20 protein-coding genes, 1 tRNA gene and 1 pseudogene are annotated in these 19,800 nt (G+C 69.4%); 14 read left to right on the top strand and 8 right to left on the bottom strand.

Features of this window, described 5'->3' with window-relative positions:
* The first annotated feature begins 65 nt into the window (after nt 1-65).
* Nucleotides 66-141 (top strand) — tRNA-Met (locus LQZ85_RS02350).
* A 17-nt stretch (nt 142-158) separates the two neighbouring features.
* On the opposite strand, the gene LQZ85_RS02345 is transcribed toward LQZ85_RS02350, so the two are convergent.
* Nucleotides 159-770: a TetR/AcrR family transcriptional regulator gene (locus LQZ85_RS02345; protein ID WP_056279668.1), complete on the bottom strand. Its 612-nt coding sequence runs from the start codon at nt 768-770 to the stop codon at nt 159-161.
* Between the two features lie 70 nt (nt 771-840).
* Between LQZ85_RS02345 and LQZ85_RS02340 the strand changes: the two genes are divergently transcribed.
* The 3 genes from LQZ85_RS02340 to LQZ85_RS02330 all read left to right on the top strand — a co-directional run bounded on the left by LQZ85_RS02340 (nt 841) and on the right by LQZ85_RS02330 (nt 3,785).
* Nucleotides 841-2,154 (top strand): MFS transporter, encoded by a 1,314-nt coding sequence (locus tag LQZ85_RS02340; RefSeq protein WP_230100400.1) that lies wholly within the window; start codon nt 841-843, stop codon nt 2,152-2,154.
* A gap of 34 nt (nt 2,155-2,188) precedes the next feature.
* Nucleotides 2,189-2,626, top strand: coding sequence for an alternative ribosome rescue aminoacyl-tRNA hydrolase ArfB (gene arfB, locus LQZ85_RS02335; RefSeq protein ID WP_056279672.1), 438 nt, complete (start codon nt 2,189-2,191; stop codon nt 2,624-2,626).
* Between the two features lie 67 nt (nt 2,627-2,693).
* Nucleotides 2,694-3,785 carry an ATP-binding protein gene (locus LQZ85_RS02330; RefSeq protein WP_056279675.1) on the top strand — a complete coding sequence of 364 codons (1,092 nt, stop codon included), beginning with the start codon at nt 2,694-2,696 and terminating at the stop codon, nt 3,783-3,785.
* 21 nt (nt 3,786-3,806) lie between these two features.
* Here the strand turns inward: LQZ85_RS02330 and LQZ85_RS02325 are convergent, their stop codons facing one another.
* From LQZ85_RS02325 to LQZ85_RS02315, 3 genes are all read right to left on the bottom strand, one after another.
* Nucleotides 3,807-4,754, bottom strand: coding sequence for a DUF1214 domain-containing protein (locus tag LQZ85_RS02325; RefSeq protein WP_230100399.1), 948 nt, complete (start codon nt 4,752-4,754; stop codon nt 3,807-3,809).
* Between the two features lie 63 nt (nt 4,755-4,817).
* Nucleotides 4,818-6,893: a DUF2156 domain-containing protein gene (locus tag LQZ85_RS02320; protein ID WP_230100398.1), complete on the bottom strand. Its 2,076-nt coding sequence runs from the start codon at nt 6,891-6,893 to the stop codon at nt 4,818-4,820.
* Nucleotides 6,894-6,897: 4 nt separating this feature from the next.
* Nucleotides 6,898-7,653 carry a hypothetical protein gene (locus LQZ85_RS02315; RefSeq protein WP_157538278.1) on the bottom strand — a complete coding sequence of 252 codons (756 nt, stop codon included), beginning with the start codon at nt 7,651-7,653 and terminating at the stop codon, nt 6,898-6,900.
* 86 nt (nt 7,654-7,739) lie between these two features.
* Between LQZ85_RS02315 and LQZ85_RS02310 the strand changes: the two are divergent.
* Nucleotides 7,740-7,859, top strand: a pseudogene (locus LQZ85_RS02310) (PQQ-dependent sugar dehydrogenase); the annotation flags it as partial.
* Between the two features lie 27 nt (nt 7,860-7,886).
* Here LQZ85_RS02310 and LQZ85_RS02305 read toward each other — a convergent pair.
* Entirely contained in the window at nt 7,887-8,876 is a 990-nt protein-coding gene (locus LQZ85_RS02305) for an oxidoreductase (RefSeq protein WP_200955180.1), read from the bottom strand.
* A 49-nt stretch (nt 8,877-8,925) separates the two neighbouring features.
* Between LQZ85_RS02305 and LQZ85_RS02300 the strand changes: the two genes are divergently transcribed.
* Nucleotides 8,926-9,327, top strand: coding sequence for a MerR family transcriptional regulator (locus tag LQZ85_RS02300; RefSeq protein WP_056279678.1), 402 nt, complete (start codon nt 8,926-8,928; stop codon nt 9,325-9,327).
* Nucleotides 9,328-9,342: 15 nt separating this feature from the next.
* Here LQZ85_RS02300 and LQZ85_RS02295 read toward each other — a convergent pair whose 3' ends face one another.
* Nucleotides 9,343-9,996 (bottom strand): thioredoxin domain-containing protein, encoded by a 654-nt coding sequence (locus LQZ85_RS02295; protein ID WP_056279680.1) that lies wholly within the window; start codon nt 9,994-9,996, stop codon nt 9,343-9,345.
* Between the two features lie 84 nt (nt 9,997-10,080).
* Nucleotides 10,081-10,497: a hypothetical protein gene (locus LQZ85_RS02290; RefSeq protein ID WP_230100397.1), complete on the bottom strand. Its 417-nt coding sequence runs from the start codon at nt 10,495-10,497 to the stop codon at nt 10,081-10,083.
* An 88-nt stretch (nt 10,498-10,585) separates the two neighbouring features.
* Between LQZ85_RS02290 and LQZ85_RS02285 the strand changes: the two genes are divergently transcribed.
* From LQZ85_RS02285 to LQZ85_RS02275, 3 genes are read left to right on the top strand one after another with little or no spacing between them, the layout of a single operon-like run.
* Entirely contained in the window at nt 10,586-10,954 is a 369-nt protein-coding gene (locus tag LQZ85_RS02285; protein ID WP_053097541.1) for a PLD nuclease N-terminal domain-containing protein, read from the top strand.
* A complete protein-coding gene (gene menD / locus LQZ85_RS02280) occupies nt 10,951-12,615 on the top strand; it encodes a 2-succinyl-5-enolpyruvyl-6-hydroxy-3-cyclohexene-1-carboxylic-acid synthase (RefSeq protein ID WP_056279681.1) in 1,665 nt (554 codons plus the stop codon). Before LQZ85_RS02285 ends, menD begins: the two co-directional genes overlap by 4 nt.
* Nucleotides 12,616-12,659: 44 nt before the next feature.
* On the top strand, nt 12,660-13,502 hold the full coding sequence (locus LQZ85_RS02275) for a polyphosphate kinase 2 family protein (RefSeq protein ID WP_230100396.1): 843 nt from the start codon (nt 12,660-12,662) through the stop codon (nt 13,500-13,502).
* Nucleotides 13,503-13,524: 22 nt separating this feature from the next.
* Here LQZ85_RS02275 and LQZ85_RS02270 read toward each other — a convergent pair whose 3' ends face one another.
* A complete protein-coding gene (locus LQZ85_RS02270) occupies nt 13,525-14,805 on the bottom strand; it encodes an isochorismate synthase (RefSeq protein ID WP_056279686.1) in 1,281 nt (426 codons plus the stop codon).
* Nucleotides 14,806-14,867: 62 nt separating this feature from the next.
* On the opposite strand from LQZ85_RS02270, the gene LQZ85_RS02265 reads away from it, so the two are divergent.
* The 5 genes from LQZ85_RS02265 (at nt 14,868) to LQZ85_RS02245 (ending at nt 19,798) form a co-directional block, all read left to right on the top strand.
* Nucleotides 14,868-15,431 (top strand): hypothetical protein, encoded by a 564-nt coding sequence (locus tag LQZ85_RS02265; RefSeq protein ID WP_056279688.1) that lies wholly within the window; start codon nt 14,868-14,870, stop codon nt 15,429-15,431.
* Nucleotides 15,428-16,147 (top strand): class I SAM-dependent methyltransferase, encoded by a 720-nt coding sequence (locus LQZ85_RS02260; RefSeq protein WP_056279690.1) that lies wholly within the window; start codon nt 15,428-15,430, stop codon nt 16,145-16,147. The genes LQZ85_RS02265 and LQZ85_RS02260 overlap by 4 nt, the downstream gene beginning before the upstream one ends.
* 45 nt (nt 16,148-16,192) lie before the next feature.
* Nucleotides 16,193-17,254 carry a polyprenyl synthetase family protein gene (locus tag LQZ85_RS02255; RefSeq protein ID WP_053097535.1) on the top strand — a complete coding sequence of 354 codons (1,062 nt, stop codon included), beginning with the start codon at nt 16,193-16,195 and terminating at the stop codon, nt 17,252-17,254.
* A 58-nt stretch (nt 17,255-17,312) separates the two neighbouring features.
* Nucleotides 17,313-18,686, top strand: a complete 1,374-nt coding sequence (locus LQZ85_RS02250; protein ID WP_056279692.1) for an FAD-dependent oxidoreductase — start codon at nt 17,313-17,315, stop codon at nt 18,684-18,686.
* A 62-nt stretch (nt 18,687-18,748) separates the two neighbouring features.
* Nucleotides 18,749-19,798 carry a hypothetical protein gene (locus tag LQZ85_RS02245; RefSeq protein WP_056279694.1) on the top strand — a complete coding sequence of 350 codons (1,050 nt, stop codon included), beginning with the start codon at nt 18,749-18,751 and terminating at the stop codon, nt 19,796-19,798.
* Nucleotides 19,799-19,800: the final 2 nt, after the last annotated feature.

Raw genomic sequence — 19,800 nt, 5'->3', positions numbered from 1 at the left:
TCACTCTGTCAATCCCCGCAACGTTCCTGGTCTTCCCGGTCGGGGCCGGGTAGCGTCATTCCCATCGCGGCGATCCGGGCGGTCCTGGGCCTCAGCTCATACCTGATGGCGTTGCGGGTTCGACTCCCGCCGTCGCGTCCACTTCACCGGTGACGCCGTCAGTCCTCGCCGGTGATCCGCGCTTCGACCGGCGCCCATCCGTTCTCGAGCACGGTGAATCCGGCGGCGAGGATCCCGAGCTGGTCGTCGCTCTCGTTGACGAGCAGCTGCATCTGCAGCACGAACCGCGAGTACACGCGGATCTCCGGGGTGGCCAGGGTCAGTCCCAGTTCGACCGCGATCGCATCCGCGAGCGCGTCCTCGTGTCGCAGCCACATCCGGGCGGCGTACTCACGCAGCGCCGGTGTCTCGTTGAGGAACCGCGAGAAGACCTGCGACACCTCCGCGCCGTGCTCGGCGAGGTTCGCGTGCACCTCGGCCGTGTAGAAGTCGTGGATCGCGCGGTTGATGGTGACGCCCGGGGCGCGGTCGCGAACGGCGGAGACGAGCCGGTCCCGCTGCTCGTCGTCCTCGTCGAAGACGAGCGCCTCCTTCTGCGGAAAGTGCGCGAACACCGTCGTCGGGGAGACGTCGGCCGCGTCCGCGACCTCGCGGATGCTGACGTTGTCGAACCCGCGCTCGAGGAACATCATCGTCGCGACGTCGGAGATGTTCTTGCGCGTCGCGGCCTTCTTGCGCTCGCGGCGACCGATCGGCTCAGCGTTCGTCATGCGTCCACGATATCGCGAACCCGATCCGGAACTGGCTTGACAACAAAACTGGTATTGATACAGTTTCGGAGTGACTTCACTAAACACATCGCTCGCGCGCAGCGACAAGCGCGCCTGGACCATGCTCATCGTGCTGACGATGCTCACCGTCGTCGGCATGACCGTCGTGCTTCCCGTCCTGCCGTTCGTCGTGCTGCAGTACGTGTCGCACGAAGGCGACCTCGCCATCTGGGTCGGCATCCTCGAAGCGATCAACGGCCTGTGCGCCTTCCTGGTCGCCCCCTTCCTCGGTCGCCTGTCCGACCGCTTCGGGCGACGACCGGTGATCATCGCCGCCGCCTTCGGAGCGGCGTTCGCCATGGCGCTGTTCGGCATCGGGGGAGCGATCTGGGTGCTCGTGCTCGCGCGTGTCATCCAGGGGCTGACCGCCGGCGACCTTCCGGCCCTCTTCGCCTACCTCGCCGACATCACGCCGCCCGAGAAACGCGCTCAGCGGTTCGGTCTGCTCGGTGCGCTCTCGGGAATCGGCATGATGATCGGACCCGCGATCGGCGGACTGCTCGCGGCCGTCAGCCTGCAGCTGCCGGTCTTCCTCACCGCAGCCGTCTCCCTCGTGATCGCGATCCTCAGCATCTTCCTGCTGCCCGAGAGCCTCGCGCCCGAGAACCGGATCGAGCGCATCTCGGTGCGCGAGATCCAGCCGTTCGGCGTCTTCAAGGAAGCGTTCGGACGCAAAGAGCTGCGTGGTCTGATGATCGGATTCGGCCTCCTGGCGCTCCCGTTCGGCTTCTTCGTCAACAACTTCAGCGTGCTCGCGCTGGACTCGATCCAGTGGGGGCCGACGCAGATCGGTCTGCTCACGGCAGGCGTCGGCATCATCGACATCCTCATCCAGGGCGTGCTGCTCGGCATCCTGCTTCCTCGCATCGGCGAGCGCGGCGTGATCATCAGCGGCATCGTGGCGCAGGCGATCGGACTGGCCGGGCTCGCTGTCGTCGCGTCGATCTTCGCGCAGCCGTGGGTGTTCATCGTCGGTGCGCTGATGCTCGCTGCAGGGCAGGGCGCCTCGACCGCAGCGATGGACGGAGCCATGTCGAACGCGGTCGGCGACGACGAGCAGGGCTGGCTGGGCGGAGCGACGCAGTCGCTCAACGCCGCGATGAACACGGCGGCCCCTCTGATCGCCGGTGCGCTCTATGTCACGGTCAGCCATGCGGCTCCCTACTGGCTCGGCGTCGCGCTGATGATCGTCGCCGTGATCGTCGTGTCCCGTGCGCACATCGCGAACACGGCGAAGAAGGATGCGCGGACGCAGGATGCAGGGGCAGAAGTGGAGGCAGGCGCGAGAGGCGTCCCGGTCGCGGCCACTGACGCCCGCAGCTGAGACGCAGGCTCCGCAGCCGGGGGATGATGGACACATGCCCAGTCCTCATCGCCGCGGTCTGCGGGTCTCGTCGGGTCTCACGATCCCCGAGGCCGAGCTGTCGTGGCGTTTCTCGCGGTCGTCGGGCCCCGGCGGACAGAGTGTGAACACGGCGGACTCGCGGGTCGAACTCCTGTGGGATGCCGCGGGCAGTACGGCGCTCACCCCGCACCAGCGTGATCGCCTCCTCGATCGGCTGAGCGGGCGTCTCGTGAACGGCGTGCTGACCATCGCCGCATCCGAGCACCGCGCCCAGCTGCGCAACCGCGACGCCGCACGTGAACGACTCGCGAGCATCGTCGCCGAGGCGCTGCGTCCGCCGGCGCCGCAGCGCCGCGCGACCAAGCCGAGTCGAGGGTCGAAAGAGCGGCGGCTCAAGGCGAAGCAGCGGCGCACCGATGTCAAGCAGCTGCGCAGGCGCCCGAGCGACTGACCCGCGCATCGCACCGACAAGGTGAGGTCCGCTTTCGCCACCCGCCCTCTGCGGGCACTCTGAGTTCATGACCGCACTCACCATCGGCACGCCTCTCGACAGCGGGCTCGGAACCGTCAGCCTCGATCCGCGGCGCTTCAACCGGCACACCTTCTGGTGCGGCCAGAGCGGCAGCGGCAAGACCTACGCGCTGGGCGTCGTGCTCGAGCAGCTCCTGCTCGAGACCGAGCTGCCGATGCTGATCCTCGACCCGAACGCCGACTTCGTGCGGCTGCAGAGCACGCGGCCGTCCGCGGCCCCGCATCACGCCCAGCGCATCGCGGACTCCGACATCCGGGTGTTCCGCTCGGGGCGCGTCGAGGGCGAGCCGTTGCGCGTGCGCTACATCGATCTGTCGCCGGCATCCAAGGCAGCCGTGCTGCGGATGAGTCCGATCCAGGATGCCGAGGAGTACAACGTCCTCCTCCATCTCGATCAGAACGCGAGGCTGCTCGGCTCGGATCGCATCGTGCCCCACCTGCGCGACGGCGGGCACGACGCCCGCAACCGACTCGCCGACCGCATGGAGAACCTGCAGGTGCTGGAGTGGGAGCTCTGGTCCCGCGGCGAGCCGTCGGTCGTCGACGTGATCGAGCAGCGGCCGCGGGTGACGGTGCTCGACCTCGGCGGATTCGACCACCCCGCCGAACCGAAGGTCGCAGCCCTCGCGGTGCTCGAGCACCTGTGGGCTCGTCGCGAGGAGCGAAAGCCCCTGCTCATCGTGATCGACGAGGCGCACAATCTGTGCCCTCCCGACCCGCGCACCGAGGTCGAGCGGGCGCTCACCGAGCAACTCGTGCAGATCGCCGCCGAGGGGCGCAAGTTCGGGCTGTGGCTGTTCCTGTCGACACAGCGGCCGACGAAGATCCATCCGAACGTGCTCTCGCAGTGCGACAACCTCGGTCTGATGCGCGTCAACGCGCCGCGCGACCTGGCGGAGCTGGCCGAGGTGTTCGGCTTCGCGCCGGAGGAGGCGATCCGCAGGTCCCAGACCTTCAGACAGGGTCAGGCCCTCTTCGCCGGGGGGTTCATCGCAGAGCCGACGTTCGTGCAGATGGGGGAGCGACTGACGGAGGAAGCGGGCGGCGACGTCTCGGTGCCGCTCCGCTCGACCCCGTAGCGCCACCCCTCGGGCGCGGGATCAGCTCGCCGTGAGTGCGGGGAACGACCACGTGCCGTCCAGCACTTCTGGTCGAGGTCGGTAGAGACGCACCAGGTAGTTCCACCCTTGAGTGAGGGGAAGCACGTTGGGCAGTGCGGGGTCGCCGCCGAAGCGCACGGTGATCGACCCGTCCGGATCCCGCACGCCCGTCACGCTGTTGACGCTGTATGCACCGGCGTCGTTCGGAGCGAAATAGCCTTCCGCGTCGTACAGCGAGACGGACCAGAAGCCGTCCACCGGCACGTCGCCGACCCGCAGCGTGCACTCGCCGACCGGGAGCCGGGGATCGACGTTGAGGTAGAAGGCCTCGTTCTCGGGCAGACCGCCCCAGGCGGCTGCGGTCCCCAGAAGGTGCCGCACGGGGTCGACGTCCTCGGCTCGACCGAAGCAGCGCTCCAGACCGCCGAGGCCCTTCGCGAGGGTGAGGAGCGCCTGGCGGGTCTCGGCGAAGCTCGATTCGTCGTAGGTCGGCGCAGCGAACTCCCGCGCGCCGGTCGAGCTCACAGCGAGTTCGTCCTGGAGGGCGTTCACGATCGAGACATCATCAGGATCCTCGGAATCCACCAGGATGCGAGTGGCCGCGAGCACGAAATCGGAACCGAGGTCTTCGGCCGAGAGCGAGTGGACGCCGGGGTCGTGCAGCACCCGGTCGATGTAGTGGCCCTCGTTCACCAGCATCACCGAGACGTACCGGTCGCCGGCATCCGGCACGGTGATCGTCGCCCCTTCGGAGATGTCGATGATCGCAGCGCTGTAGAGGGTGTCGCGATTCATCCTGATCACGGTCTGCTGGTCGATCGGCGTGGGCACTCGATAGTGGTTCCACCGGTTGGAACCGCCGGCCGACGCCGCGATCGCGGCGAACATGCGGGCGGTCTCGATCTCGGCGAAGTTCGCGAACGTGACGGGAACGGAGGTGTCGGTCATGGCTTCATCCTGGCGGTGCCGGTCTCGGCGAGCGCGGAATCATCACCTCAGGAAGGTGAGGCCTCAGTCCTTGCTGCCGCGCACCAGCTCCAGCCCCGCTCCCGCGAACTGCCTCAGCGTCGCATCCGGCAGGAACGCGCGGGTGAGCGCTGTGCCGATCGCCGCGAGATCGCTCTCGTCGCGGAAGAGCAGATACATGGTCTCGTACCGCGGGTGGAACTTCTGCTTGAAGCGGTGCAGCGAGCCGAAGCCGTACACGGGCTCGAGCGCTTCGGCGAGGCGTTCGCTGAGGACGGCGATGATGCCCGCGTCCGGCGGATAGTCGTGCGCGAGCGGAGCACCCGAGAGCGACATGATCTCGGCACCCTCCTCGGAGAACTGCTTCGCGGACGAACCGATCAGGTACTCCATGACGGGTGCGAAGCCGCCGTCGCGGCGGCGCATCAGGTCGAGCGTCCAGCCGCGCACGACGCCGCCTTCGCCATAGACCGGCAGCCACGAGAGGAAGCCGTCGACGTCACCGTTCGGGGCGATCGCGAGAGCGAGTCGCGCCTCGCGGTCCTCCGCCTCATCCAGCGTGCCGAGAGTGAACCGCATCTCAGGCAGGTCCTTGTCACCGACCCATGCCTCGGAGATCGCACGCAGCTGCTGCCGTACGCCCCACGATTCGTCCGCCAGGCGCGTCATCCGGAAGGTCATCTCCTCGCGCCCCGCCCGATTGAGAGAGCTGCGCACCGAGTTCCAGCGCTTGCCGGTGAACTCCAGACCCGGCAGGTCGACGATGGTGTCGTCGGCGACGACCAGGCTGCGCCAGCCGACGGGCACGGCGGCCCGGGTGGCGTCGTCTGCACTGAAGAAGCACGGGACGAGGCCGGCCAGCTCCGCCGTGCGGATGAACTCCGTGACGGCGACTGCGCGGGATGCGGGCGGTCCGATCGGATCCGCGAGCGCGAGCGCCACACCGGCCCGTCGCTGGTAGGCGACGATCCCGGCATCGCTGCGGGCGTAGCTGTTGCCCTCCCAGGTCGTCATCCACGACAGGGTGCCCCCGCCGTGCGCGCGCAGCTCGGTCTTCACGTCGTCGACCGTGGGGGCGGGCTGGATGCCGAGGAGAGACTTGCGCTTCGCCCGGAACGCGCGGCGCACGGCGATCAGGTAGACGAGCAGGATCACCCAGAGGAAGCCGTTGGCGAGCGCGAGCTCCGTCTCGCCGTCCCACCGCAGATCGATCTGCGCCTGCGAGAACACCGTGATGAGGATGAGGACCAGCGCTGCGACCAGGATGTTGAAGAGACCGAGCAGCATCACGAGAACCCACGCCCAGCGACGACCGCGCAGGAGTCCGTTCACGAGCACCACGATGACGACGAGGTCGAGCGCGAGGTCGATGAACCCTCCCGACGCGGGCTCGGTCGGGCCGAACGGGCCGTCGGTGGCGACGAGAGTCGTGATGATCTCGACCGCTCCGAGCACCATGAGCGAGATCACGGCGATCAGACGCTGCTCTCGCACCGTGGTCCGCTGCACACGCAGGGTGCGGTCGACGACGAGGATGAGCAGCACCGCGAGCAGGTGCTCGAGATCGGCGACCGCACCCCAGAACAGCATCGCGATGAACACGAAACCGAGCAGCACGAGCCAGCCGCGCACTCGCCATGGCGGGCGGAAGAGCCCGATCGCGGCGGCGATGCACGCCATTGTGCCGCCGGAGGCGCCGACATCGAGCGCCTGGGCCTGCTCCTGAGCCCAGGCCCAGGGCAGTTGCGAGGCGACGAACAGCACGAGCGCGGTGGCGAGGATCGCGAAGAGCTGTCCGACCCAGTAGTACGCGAGGGCGACCCTGGTGCCACGTCGGTATTCGAGATACGCCATGCCCCAGAATCCCGAGATCGTGAACAGGTACACCCACGGCTCGTTGACGAAGAACGTGCCGGTGAGCGGCGTCCACCACATCCCCTGCGCGAGGTTGGGCAGGCCGTATGCGACGGTGCCGAACAGGTCGGTCTTCTCGAACGGGGTCCACAGGCCCTGCCAGATCACGCCGACGGCGACGATCACAGCCACCATCGCGAGGGTGGCAGGAATGCGCCGCAGTACGGCGGCGACGGGATGCGATGTGGGGGTTCGCGCCTCGGTCATGCGCTCAGCGTAGCGACCGACCGTCGCCTTCCGGAGTGGAACGTCGTGGCGCGTGATGGCTCCATGCCCAGCGGTAGCCGACGCCGCCGAACGTCATGAAGCCGGCGGCGAGCACCAGTCCGGCGACGATGCCGAGCGCGATCGCCCCGGCGAAAGCGCCGCCACCCGCGATCACGGCCGAGCCGACCAGCATCCCCACGACGCAGGCGTTCACGACGATCAGCAGCATGACCGAGCTGCCGAGCAGGATGCTCAGGCGACGGGGACGGAGGAACGAGTACGTGCGCTTCATCCCCGGTTCATCGTCGTGCGGCGAGGCGAGGAAGACATCGGCGACCTCCGGATCCAGGTCGACGTACGCGCCGCGGATGCGGTTCATCGCGACGACGTACATCATGTCCTCCTCCGACACGTTCATCACGCGCACCTGGGTCATGAAGCCGATGACCGCGAGGAACGCGAGGATCGCGAGTGACGCGCCGCCGAACCACCCGCCGAAGTCCGACGCCTGCCCCAGCAGTCCGATGGTCACGAGTCCGGCGGAGACGAGGGTCAGGAAGATCGTGATGCGCGACAGCACCTCGCTCTGCGCGGTGCTGCGGGCGGCGAGAAGCCCCCAGTGCTCGGTGGCGAGAAGCTGCGCACGGCGGCCCAGCACCGCATCCGACTCCCCGCTCGTCCGTGGCGGCGCGACATCGTCGTGCGGCCCTGCCAGCCCCTCCGCAGGCACGGGCTGCTCCACGGAAGCGCCCTCGTTCATATCGGTATTGTGCTCCTGCATCCGACTCTCCGTAATGGGTTCATCGGCGCGCACCAGATCGACGCTGTCGCTCGGCGTCGATTCCGCGTTTGCGCGACGTCGTCGCCGGACCGGACGGCATGCTCTGGGTGCTCACGAACAATACCGACGGACGCGGAAGCCCCTCGCCCGGCGACGACCGCATCCTCCGTCTCGCCGCCGACTGAGGGCAGCAGCCCGACGCGGGCCGCTGCTCAGGCGAAGCCGTCGACTCCCGTCGCGGTGACCGAGAGCGCCCACAGCCGCTCGGCGGCCTCGGGATCGATCGCCCAGTGCTTCACGCCGCCGGTCGTCATGTCCGTGTGCTCGGGCGGGACGATGCCCTTGATCGAGCAGTCCTCGCAGTACGCGCCGCTGCGATCGGCCAGCTCGGGAGCCGTCGCGGCCCAGAGACCCGTCGACGCTCCCTCTGCCGGAGTCTTGAAGCGCGGGTTCGGCGTGCCGTCCTCGTCGATCCAGCCGCGTGAGATCAGCTCCTCACGGGACACGTGCCGCTGCAGGTCGGTCATGATCCCGCCCGGGTGCACCGAGAAGGCGAGGATGCCGCGGGCCGCGCCACGACGGGCCAGCCCGACGGCGAACAGCGCGTTCGCCGTCTTCGACTGCCCGTAGGCGACCCACGGGTCGTAGGGCGTCGTCTCGAAGTCGATGTCCTCGAATCGCACAGGGGAGCGGAAGTGCCCTCCCGAGGAATAGGAGACGACGCGAGCGCCCTCCGGCAGCAGGTCGGCCACTCCGTTGACCAGGGCGAAGTGGCCGAGGTGGTTGGTGCCGAACTGCGACTCGAAGCCCTGCGCGGTGTGACCGAACGGGGTGGCCATGATGCCGGCGACATCGAGCACGAGATCGATCGGGCGTCCGTCGCGACGGACGGTCTCGGTGAACGCTGCCACCGAGTCGAGGTCGCCGAGGTCGGCGCTGCGGACGTCGACCGCGTCGATCCCTGCGAGCGCCTCCTCGGCGGCGTCGAGGCGACGCGCAGGCACGATCACGCGCACTCCGGCATTCGCGAGCGCACGCACCGTCTCGAGTCCGAGTCCCGAGTATCCGCCCGAGACGATCGCGGTCTTGCCCGAGAGGTCGACCCCGGCGATCACCTCGGCCGCAGTGGAGCGGTAGCCGAACTCCGAGGCGAGGGGCTGCTGACGGGCGATCATGTCGAGAGGGGGGAGTGCATCTGTCATGCTCCGACCGTACGATCTAGAGTGCACTCGAAGTCAAGGAGGAGTCCTCGTGGAGGATGTGATCGACACGACGCGCACGTTCAGCATCGGCGAGCTCGCCCGTCTGGCCGGCGTGAGCGTGCACACGCTGCGCTGGTACGAGGCAGAAGGGCTCTTCCCTCGCGACGTGCCGCGCACCCCCGGCGGTCGGAGGGTCTACGCGCACGACTCGCTCGCGTGGCTCGCGCTGCTGGCGCGACTGCGCGAATCCGGCGCCCCCATCGCCCTGCTGCGTGAGTACGCCGCCCTGGTGCGCGCCGGCAGCGGCAACGAGGCCGAGCGTCTCGCCCTGCTGCGCGCGCACGAGCGCTCTCTCGACGCGCAGATCGAGACGCTGATCGCCTGCCGTCAGGTCGTCAGCGCGAAGGCGGGCGCGTACCAGGAGGCGCTCCTCGCCCGAGGACTCCTCTGACGACGGCTCTGCGGGCTACTGCTCCACGGCCTTCTCCAGAGCCGCTTCGAGGTCCCCCCACGCCTCCAGCACCACGGGCTCGCCGTCGATGAAGAAGCTGGGGGTGCTGCGCACTCCGAGCCGCTCGCCGTCGCTCCTGTCGGCCTGCACGCGATCGAGCGTCGCCGGGTCGGTGATCGCCGCATCGTAGGCGGCCATGTCGAGTCCGAGCTCGGCCGCGATTCCCCGGAACACCTCGGGCGTCTCCTCGGACTTCTCGCCCCACTGGGCCTGCGTCTCGAAGAGGCGGTGGTACATGTCCTCGAAGCGGTCCTGCTGTGCCGCGGCTTCGGCGGCGAGAGCGGCCTGCGTCGAGTTGATGTGACCAGGCAGAGGGAAGTACCGCACGACGTAGGTGATCTCGCCCGAATACTTCTCGCGCAGGTCTTCGACGATCGGATAGAACGCTCCGCAGGCCTCGCATTCGAAGTCGAGGAACTCGACGACGGTGACGGCGTCCGGTCCTCCGTCGTCGAGGACGTGCGAGTCGGTGCGCACGGTCTGCCGCTTCTCACCCTCGGGCGACAGGGGTTCTGCGGGGCGCTGCGACAGGGCGTAGGCGACGCCGACGATCGCGAGGACGATCGCGGCGGCGACGGTGATCAGGGCCACCTTGACAGGGGTCTTCATGGGGTTCTCCAACGGTTCGGATCAGGCAGGGTGAGTGAGCCGCGACGAGCGCGGCCGGGGTCGCCGACGAGCGGCGTGCCTGATTCAGGTGCGGGAGACCGAGAGCTGAGCGAGGGTGAGCGCGGGGACGTGCAGACGAGGACCGGCGCGGCTCGGAGCCGAGGCGCGCACCACCGCAGCGCGACCGATCAGCGGCGCGCCTCTGACGGAGCGCAACGAGAGCAGCACGAGGAGGACGCAGCAGAGCGCCGCGACCATGACGATCCCGGCGTCGTCCGACGGAGCGGACTCGACCACGCTCGTCTCGTCGTGGTGCGCCGCGACCGACGCGACGCTCGCGCCCGGAGCGAGGCACAGCGTCGTGTGCGCATCCGCCTTGCCGTGCGACGCCGACCACGCGCCGATCACGAGCAGCAGGGCGAGGCCGAGGGCGAGACCGACCCGGAGGATCAGCATCCGCTCGACGCCCTGGTGACGCAGCAGCATCGACGGGGCAGGCATGGTCCGCGCAGTCTAACAATCGGGCATCGGCGCCCGCGCTGAGCGCCCAGGCAGATCCACGCGTCACAGAGCCGCCTACACTGGAGGGGTGGCGAGACTGTTGATCGTTGGCGGCTTCCTGGCCGCCATATTCTGGGTGTACAGCATCGTCGACTGCGCAGTGCAGCCGCCGACGCGACACCGGGGTGTGCCCAAGGCCGCCTGGATCGCCATCGTCATCCTCATCCCGGTCATCGGGGGCATCCTCTGGTTCACGATCGGCCGACGCCGCGCGAACGACAACGGCGGAGCGATCACGATCATCGCGCCCGACGACGACCCCCAGTTCCTCCGCAGCATCAGCAAGAGCGAGCAGGATGCGCGCATCCGCCGTCTCGAGGAGGAGCTCGCTCGTCTCGAGGACGAGACCGACGACGGAGCCGCACCGGACGGTACGGCGCCGGACGCGCGTCCGTGACCTCATCGCCCGCGACGGATGCTGCGGCATCCCTGATCGCCGACCTGATCGGCCACGGCGTGCGCGATCTCGTGCTCTCGCCGGGGTCTCGATCTCAGGCGCTCGCGCTCGCCGCGGTGCATGCCGCGAATCAGGGGCAGCTGCGTCTGCACGTGCGCATCGACGAGAGGGTCGCAGGATTCACCGCGCTCGGTCTCTCGCGTGAGACGGGTGTGCCCGCGGCGGTGCTCTGCACTTCGGGGACCGCTGCCGCCAACCTCCTTCCCGCAGCGATGGAGGCCTTCCACTCGGGGGTGCCGCTGCTGCTGCTGACGGCCGATCGGCCGCCCGAGCTGCGCGGAGTGGGAGCCAATCAGGCCACCATCCAGCCGGGCATGTTCGCCTCCTGGGTGCGCGAGCAGATCGATGCCCCCGTGCCGGGCGACGGTGACTGGGCGGGTCTCGCGATGCGCGCCGTCGCCGCGGCGATGGGCGCGGATGCCACCCACGGTCTGGCCGGTGTCGCCGGCCCCGTGCACCTGAACCTGCCGTCGCGCGAGCCGCTGTCGGGCGACGTCCCGACCGTCGACATCGTGCCGGGCGACGTGCCCAGACCGGTGGCGGCAGAAGCGCTCCTGCTCGAGCGGGGGCCGCGCACGGTCGTCATCGCCGGCGCCGACGCGGGACCGGATGCCGAAGAGATCGCGCACGCCGGATCCTGGCCGTTGATCGCCGAGATCGTCAGCGGTGCGCGCTTCGGCCGCCAGGTCGTGCACGGCTATCGCGCGCTGTTGGGCGACGACGAGCTGGGCGGTCGCATCGAGCGCGCCGTCGTGCTCGGGCACCCGACGCTCAGCCGTGAGGTGGCTCGCCTGCTGTCGCGGCCGGATGTCGACGTGATCGCCGTCCGACGTGGCGGCGAGGCTCTCGATCTCAACGGCCGCACGACGGCCGCGGCGTCCGTGTCGGTCGCACCCGGCGTCGCCGACCGCGAGTGGCTCGGTGCGTGGCTCACGGCATCCGCGGCTCACGCCGTCGATCTCAGCGAGCGGGCGCCCGACCAGGACGGTCTCACGTCGACCGATCCGTCGGCGCGGCGCGACGCGGTGAAGGCCGAGCTGGCGGCGGTGCGCCGGCCGCTCGACCGTGAGCTGCTCGCCGACGCCGTCTGGCGGGCGACCTGGCCGCACGATCGACTCGTCTTCGGCTCGTCGCGGCTCGTGCGGGTGGCCGATGCGGTGCTCGGTGGCAAGAAGGTCCCGGTGCACGCCAACCGCGGGCTCGCGGGGATCGACGGCACGATCGCCACCGCCACGGGCATCGCGCTCGCCAGTCAGGCCGGGGGAGCGCCCGGGGTCACCCGCGTGCTGCTCGGCGATCTGACTTTCCTGCACGATGTCGGCGCCCTGCTGCTCCCGCCCGACGAGCACGAGCCTCGCATCCAGGTCATCGTGGGCAACGACGGCGGCGGCACGATCTTCGACGGCCTCGAGGTCGCGGGCACGGCGGATCGGGCCGATCTCGATCGCGCGTTCTACACGCCGCACGCGGTGCGGCTCGAGCAGCTGGCACTCGCGTACGGATGGGAGTACCAGCGCGTGACGACCCGCACGGCACTCGACCAGGCCCTCACCACCCCGGCCGGTGGCCGTCAGCTGATCGAGGTCCCGCTGTCCCGCTGAGGATCTTCGCCTCCGCTGCGGATGCGCAGTGGCAGGATGAACGCATGACAGCGCATGAGTGGGCCAAGGCCCTCCAGGTCGGCGACGGATTCCGCCTCTCCGACCTCGATCCGCAGAGCACACCCGGCTACAGCGGCGCGAAAGCCGACGGCAAGCGCGATCTCGAGGCGGGCCTCGACGAGCTCAATCAGCTGCAGGAGCGGCTCTTCGCCGAGAGCCGCGTCGGCGTGGCGAAGGACTCGGTGCTGCTGATCCTGCAGGCGATGGACTCCGCGGGCAAGGGAGGCATCGTGCGCCACGTGGTCGGCGGGGTCGATCCGCAGGGCGTCGCACTCACGGCGTTCAAGGCGCCGACCGACGAAGAGCTCGAGCACGACTTCCTGTGGCGTGTGTCCAGGCGCCTCCCGGAGCCCGGGTTCATCGGCGTCTTCGACCGCTCGCACTGCGAGGACGTGCTGATCGGTCGGGTGCGTTCGCTGGCCCCGGCGGACGAGATCGAGCGCCGGTACGACGCGATCAACGAGTTCGAGGCCGCGGTCGCCGCATCGGGCACGCGCATCGTCAAGGTCATGCTGCACATCTCGCCCGACGAGCAGAAGTCGAGACTGATGGAGCGGCTCGAGCGACCCGACAAGCACTGGAAGTACAACCCGGGCGATGTCGACGAGCGACTGCTGTGGGACGACTACATGGCGGCGTATCAGATCATGTTCGAGCGCACCTCGACCGAGCCGGCTCCGTGGCATGTGATCCCGGCGAACCACAAGTGGTTCGCCCGCCTCGCCGTGCAGGAGCTGCTGCTCGACGCGCTGCAGCGGATCGATCCGCAGTGGCCGGCGGCCGACTTCGATGTCGACGCGGAGAAGGAGCGGCTCGTGGCGAGCTGACCGCGGCCGGTCCGGGCGCGGGTCAGGCGAGCGCGTCGACCAGCGGACGGAACTTGACCCGGGTCTCGAGCAGCTCGGACTCGGGGTCGGAGCCCGCGACGATGCCTGCGCCCGCGTAGGCGGTGACGGCGATGTCGGTCTCGGCGGGGGTGAACTGCGCGCAGCGCAGCGCGATCGCCCACTCGCCGTTGCCGGCCGCGTCGACCCATCCCACCGGACCGGCGTACCGTCCACGGTCGAACGGCTCGAGCTCGCGGATCGCCGCGATCGCCGCAGACGTCGGGGTGCCGGCCACGGCGGCGGTCGGATGCAGGGCCCCGACCAGGTCGAGTGACGAGCCGCCATCGGCCAGCTCGCCCTCGACGTCGGTCGCCAGGTGGAAGAGGTTCGGCAGCTTGAGCAGGAACGGCTGCTCGCTCGCCGCCAGTGCGCGGGTGTGCGGACGCAGCGAGGCCAGCACGCTCTGCACCGCGTACTCGTGCTCGTCGAGGTCCTTGGTGCTGGAGGCCAGGTGGCTGGATGCGACGGTGTCGGCATCCGCGTCGGCTCCGCGACCGATCGTTCCGGCGAGCACGCGGGCGGTGACGGTGCGCTGCTGCACGGTGACGAGGGTCTCGGGACTCGCGCCGATCAGCCCGTCGACAGCGAACGCCCACGTGTCGGGGTATCCGGTCGACAGCGCGCGCACGAGTCGACGCAGGTCGGAACCGGCCGGGATGCTGCCGGTGAGGTCGCGTGCGAGCACGACCTTGCTGAGCTCGCCGGCGGCGATGCGTTCGAGTGCCTGGCGCACCGAGTCCTGATAGCCCTGCGGGCTCTGGGCACCGGGGCCGACGGTGCCGGCCCAGTGCGGGCCGTAGGCGATCGTCGCCGCTTCTGGCCGCGGCTCGGTTGCAGTGGGCCGCGGCGCGGGCGCGGGTGCCGACGCCGAGCGCATGCGGGTGATCCAGGTGCGCCCGTGGTGTCGACCGATCACGAGCGCCGGCACGACGAGGATGCTGTCGGCGGCGGAGTCCTCGTCGAAGGTCAGCGCACCGAAGGCGACCAGTCCGGAGCCGGGGAGCCCGAGCTCGTCGTCGATCTCGGCATCCTGCGCGAGCTCTCGCCATGCCCGAGCGATCGCAGCGGATCGCAGGGCCGCTGCGCCGGCGGGGATGCGGACCGTCTCGACGATGGCGTCGCCGACGGCGACGATGCCGTCGCCGCGGCGCAGCCAGGCGAGAGGCCGCGACGGGTCGGCGTAGGCCAGGAGATCCTCGACCGGATCGATCTCACGGGTCTCCACGACCAGCCTGCTGCTCACCCCTCCAGCCTAGTTCGTCACCCGTCGACCGGGATGTGACAGGCCACGCCTACGCTGAGTGCATGAGCGACGTCCGCCCCGCACCCGGCACCGAGATGATCTTCCAGTGGCGCAAGTGGGACGGGTCTCCGCACTGGCGTCATGAGTGCGTGTACCTCGGCGCCGACGAATGGGGCGACTGGCTCGGCCAGCCCGTCGGCTGGTCGAGCGCTCGACCGGGCGCGGGCTACATCGCCGAGGCCCCCAATGTCACGCTCGTGCCGAGGCGGTCCGACTTCGCCCTGACCGTGAACCGTGACCACCCGAAGGGCATGCGGATCTACATCGACATCGGATGGGAGGTGCGCTGGTCGGACGACCCGCTCCTCGCCGTCGGCATCGACATGGACCTCGACGTCGTGCGGGTCGAGGGTCCGCGCGGCACATGGGTCGACGACCGCGACGAGTGGGCCGAGCACAGCGTGAGCTACGGATACCCCGCCGAGATCATGGCCGGACTCGAGGCTCTGGCCCTCGATCTCGAGCGGCGGGTGCGAGATCGCCTCGCCCCTTTCGACGATGCCACGCCGGATCTCTGGCTCGACCGCCTCGACGCGCTGCACCTCGCGCCTAGACTGGGCGTGTGACCTCGAACGAAGCCAACCGCGCCGATCTCGGCAAGGACCCCGCCCGCGTCAGCGGCATGTTCGACCAGGTCGCCGCGGGCTACGACCGGACGAATACGGCGATGACGGTCGGCAACGACGCGCTCTGGCGCGCGGCCACGACGAGGGCCGTCGCCCCGAAGCCGGGGGAGAAGATCCTCGACCTCGGTGCGGGCACCGCGTCCTCGTCGGCATCCCTCGCCCGCAGCGGTGCGCAGGTCGTCGCCGCCGACTTCTCGCCGGGCATGCTCGCCGAGGGGCAGCGCCGCCACGGCAGCATCCGCAATCTCTCGTTCGTGCAGGCGGATGCCACCGATCTGCCGTTCGACGACGGCGAGTTCGACGCCGTCACCATGTCGTACGCGCTGCGCAACGTCAACGACCCGAAGAAGGCGCTGCGTGAGCTGCTGCGCGTCACGAAGCCGGGCGGTCGTCTGGTGATCAACGAGTTCTCGACCCCGCCGGGCTCGGTCTTCCGCGCCGCGTACCGCTTCTACAACTCGCAGGTGCTTCCTCGGGTGGCTCGCGTCGCCGGCACCAACGGCGACGCCTACGACTACCTGAACGAGTCGATCCGTGACTGGCCCGACCAGAAGAAGCTCGCCGCGTGGATCCGCGAGGCCGGGTGGACCGAGGTCGAATACCGCAACCTCTCGTTCGGTATCGTCGCGCTGCACCGGGCGTTCAAGCCCGCGTGAATGCGACGCGCGTACCTGCCCAGCTGACGACGGTAGGCTGAGACCGTGACTTCGAGCCGCGTAGCCCCGGGTTCGCGACTGGCGAGCCGTCTCGGTTTCAGCGACCGTGTCTTCATCGGCACCGCCGGTCGACGCATCGCGCAGGCGATCGAAGACGGGCTCGAGCTCGTCGAGACCGGTCTTGCCGACGACGTGCGTGTGGCCGATCCGCTCGCCGATGCCGCCAGCCGCTATCTGTACGAGGCGGGGGGCAAGCGCATCCGCCCCGTGCTGACGCTGCTCGCGGCCCAGCTCGGCGACGGCAACACCGATCAGGTGATCGATGTCGCGAAGGCGCTCGAGATCACCCATCTCGGCTCGCTGTATCACGACGACGTCATGGACGGTGCGGATCGCCGTCGCGGAGTGCCCGCGGCGCAGACCGTGTGGGGCAACAACATCGCGATCCTGACCGGCGACATCCTCTTCTCCCGTGCGAGCCAGCTGATGTCGCGTCTGGGTGAGCGGGCCATCCGGCTGCAGGCCGACACCTTCGAGCGCCTCGTCCTCGGACAGATGCACGAGACGATCGGCGCTCAGCCCGACGATGATCCCATCGAGTTCTACCTCCAGGTGCTGGCCGACAAGACCGGCTCTCTCATCGCCGCGGCGACGCAGGGCGGCGTGATCTTCTCCAACGCACCGTCGGAGTACGAAGAGCCGCTGCGCGTGTACGGCGAGAAGATCGGCGTCGCCTTCCAGCTGCTCGACGACGTGATCGACCTGTCGGCGAAGCCCGAGGACACCGGCAAGGTGCCGGGCACCGACCTGCGGGCCGGGGTTCCGACGATGCCGTACCTGCTGCTGAAGGCCGAGGCCGATGACGCCTCGATCGGTCTCGCCGCTCGCATCGACGACGGGGTGGCGCGCATCGCCGAAGGGGCCGACCCCGCGATCCTCGACGGACCGCTGACCGAGCTCCGCGACCACGTCGGAACGCAGAAGACCCTCGCGCTCGCGCACTCCTGGACTCAGGATGCGATCGACGCGCTCGCCCCGCTCCCGCGTGGCACCGTGCGCGAAGCGCTCACTCGTTTCGCAGAGACCCTCGTCGAACGCTCCAGCTGATCGCATCGCGGCCCTCGGCCGCGTGCGCCGGGCGTGACGGCATACGAAAGGACCCCTTATGACCAAGCTCAGACTGGCCATCGTCGGAGCGGGCCCCGCCGGCATCTACGCAGCAGACATCCTGCTGAAGGCCGAGCGCAAGTTCGACGTCTCCATCGATCTCTTCGAGCAGCTCCCCGCCCCCTACGGCCTGGTCCGCTACGGCGTCGCCCCCGACCACCCGCGCATCAAGGGCATCGTCAACGCGCTGCGCGATGTGCTCGACCGCGGTGACATCCGTCTGTTCGGCAACGTGCGGTTCGGTGAGGACATCACCCTCGACGACCTGAAGAAGCACTACAACGCGGTCATCTTCGCCACCGGCGCGATCCGTGACACGACGCTCGACATCCCCGGTATCGACGCGGTCGGCGCCTACGGGGCAGCAGACTACGTGAGCTGGTTCGACGGCCACCCCGATGTGCCGCGCGAGTGGCCGCTCGACGCCGCATCCGTCGGTGTGCTGGGCAATGGCAACGTCGCTCTCGACGTCGCCCGCATGCTGGCGAAGCACGCCGAAGACCTGCTCGTCACCGAGGTGCCGGAGAACGTCTACGAGGGTCTCCAGGCGAGCGCCGTCACCGATGTGCACGTGTTCGGACGCCGCGGACCCGCTCAGGTCAAGTTCACCCCGCTCGAGCTGCGTGAGCTCGGCGAGCTGCGTGACGTCGACATGGTCGTCTACGACGAGGACTTCGACTACGACGAGGCGTCGAAAGACGCGGTGGCCAGCAACAAGCAGGTCATGGTGATCGACCGCATCCTGCAGTCGTGGCGCAAGCGCGACTCGGTCAACAATGCGGGAGGCACGGCATCGCGTCGTCTGCACCTGCACTTCTGGGCCCGCCCGGTCGAGGTCCGCAAGGACGACGCCGGTCGCGTCGCGGCCCTCGTCTACGAGCGCACGAAGCCCGACGGACAGGGCGGTGCCGTGGGCACGGGCGAGATGCGCGAGGTTCCGCTGCAGGCGCTCTACCGCGCCATCGGCTACTTCGGCTCGCCGCTTCCGGGCGTCCCCTTCGACAAGAAGCACGGCGTCATCCCCAACCGCGAGGGCCAGGTGCTCGCCAAGGACTCGAACCAGCAGATGCCCGGCATCTACGCGACAGGGTGGATCAAGCGCGGACCGGTCGGCCTGATCGGCCACACCAAGTCGGATGCCATGGAGACCGTGCGGCACATCATCAACGACCAGGGCTCGTGGTGGCACCCGGAGGACCCGTCTGAAGAGGCGATCCCCGCCCTGCTGCTCGAGCGCGGTGTGAACTGGACCGACCTCGAAGGCTGGCACCGGCTCGACGAGCACGAGGTCGCTCTCGGTGCGCCGCACGAGCGCGCGCGCGTCAAGGTCGTGCCGCGTGACGAGATGGTGCGCGTCTCCCGCGGAGAGTGACCGACACCGGATCGTTGTCGGCACCCGGTGCGCCTGCGGGGCGGCATCCGTAGGGTGAAGGGATGCGACTGCGATCCCTGATCGTCCTCGGCACCGCCGCTCTGCTGCTGGTGTCAGGGTGCACTGCCGAGCCGGCCGCCGAGCCGAAGCCGTCAGCGTCGCCGTCTGCAACGGCGTCGTCGACCGGCACACCGTCCCCGACGCCGGCGCCGATCGTCGAACCGGCGGCGGCGTTCGATGTGACGTGCGACGACGTCGCCGCCACCATGGCCGAACTCGTGGGGGAGCCGTCGACGCCGGTCGCACCGGCGCTGTCGCTGGTGTCTGCGATGGGCTGGCTGCCAGGCCCCGGGCAGTACATGTTCCAGCGCGCAGGGGGGATCGCGTGCTCCGCGGGTGACACGGAGCGCAGCTGGGAGGTCACGATCGTGCCGGATGCCCAGGCTGTGATCGCCGGCGCGACCGAGCGTCAGGGCTTCTGGGGTGAGCAGGCGAGTTGCGAGGACGGGCGCTGCGGCTTCGAGCTTCCCGACGGAGACGTGCTGCTGTCGGCCACCGTCGTCGACCCCGATCTGGGAGCGGATGACACCGCTCCGATCGAAGAGGCGCTGCGTCGGATCGCCGCCTCGGCGGCTGCGAGCCTGCGCGACGTCGACTACGTCGAGAGCGACATCGTCGGTGCGCCGTGCGAGCGCTTCATCACACCGGAGCAGGTGAATGCCGAATTCGGAGTGACGGATGCCGCGCTCTTCTCGGACTTCGGCGGCTGGGGCATCCCAGCGGAGGTGTACGAGGTCGTCAACGGATCGCGCATCTGCTATTTCAAGTCGGCCGGGAGCGAGTACGAAGGATCCAGCTATCTGATGCTCACGACGCTTCCCGCCGGGGCATGGGCGTTCGAGAAGATCGACGGCGAACCCGTCGAACTCGAGGGAGCCGATGCCGCCACGGCGAGCGCGGGTGCGAACGGCGAGAAGATCGTCGACGTGCGAGTCGGTCCGGACTGGATCCGGCTGGTGACCTTCGACAACGGAGCCGGGGCCGCTGATCCGGCACCACTCGCGCAGCAGGTCGTGCGCAGCCTCACGGGCGGACACACCGCTCCCCAGTAGTC

Origin of the sequence: Microbacterium sp. Bi98 (genome assembly GCF_918698045.1) — a bacterium.
Lineage (GTDB): Bacteria > Actinomycetota > Actinomycetes > Actinomycetales > Microbacteriaceae > Microbacterium.
This window is presented reverse-complemented; position numbering and strand designations above follow the sequence as displayed.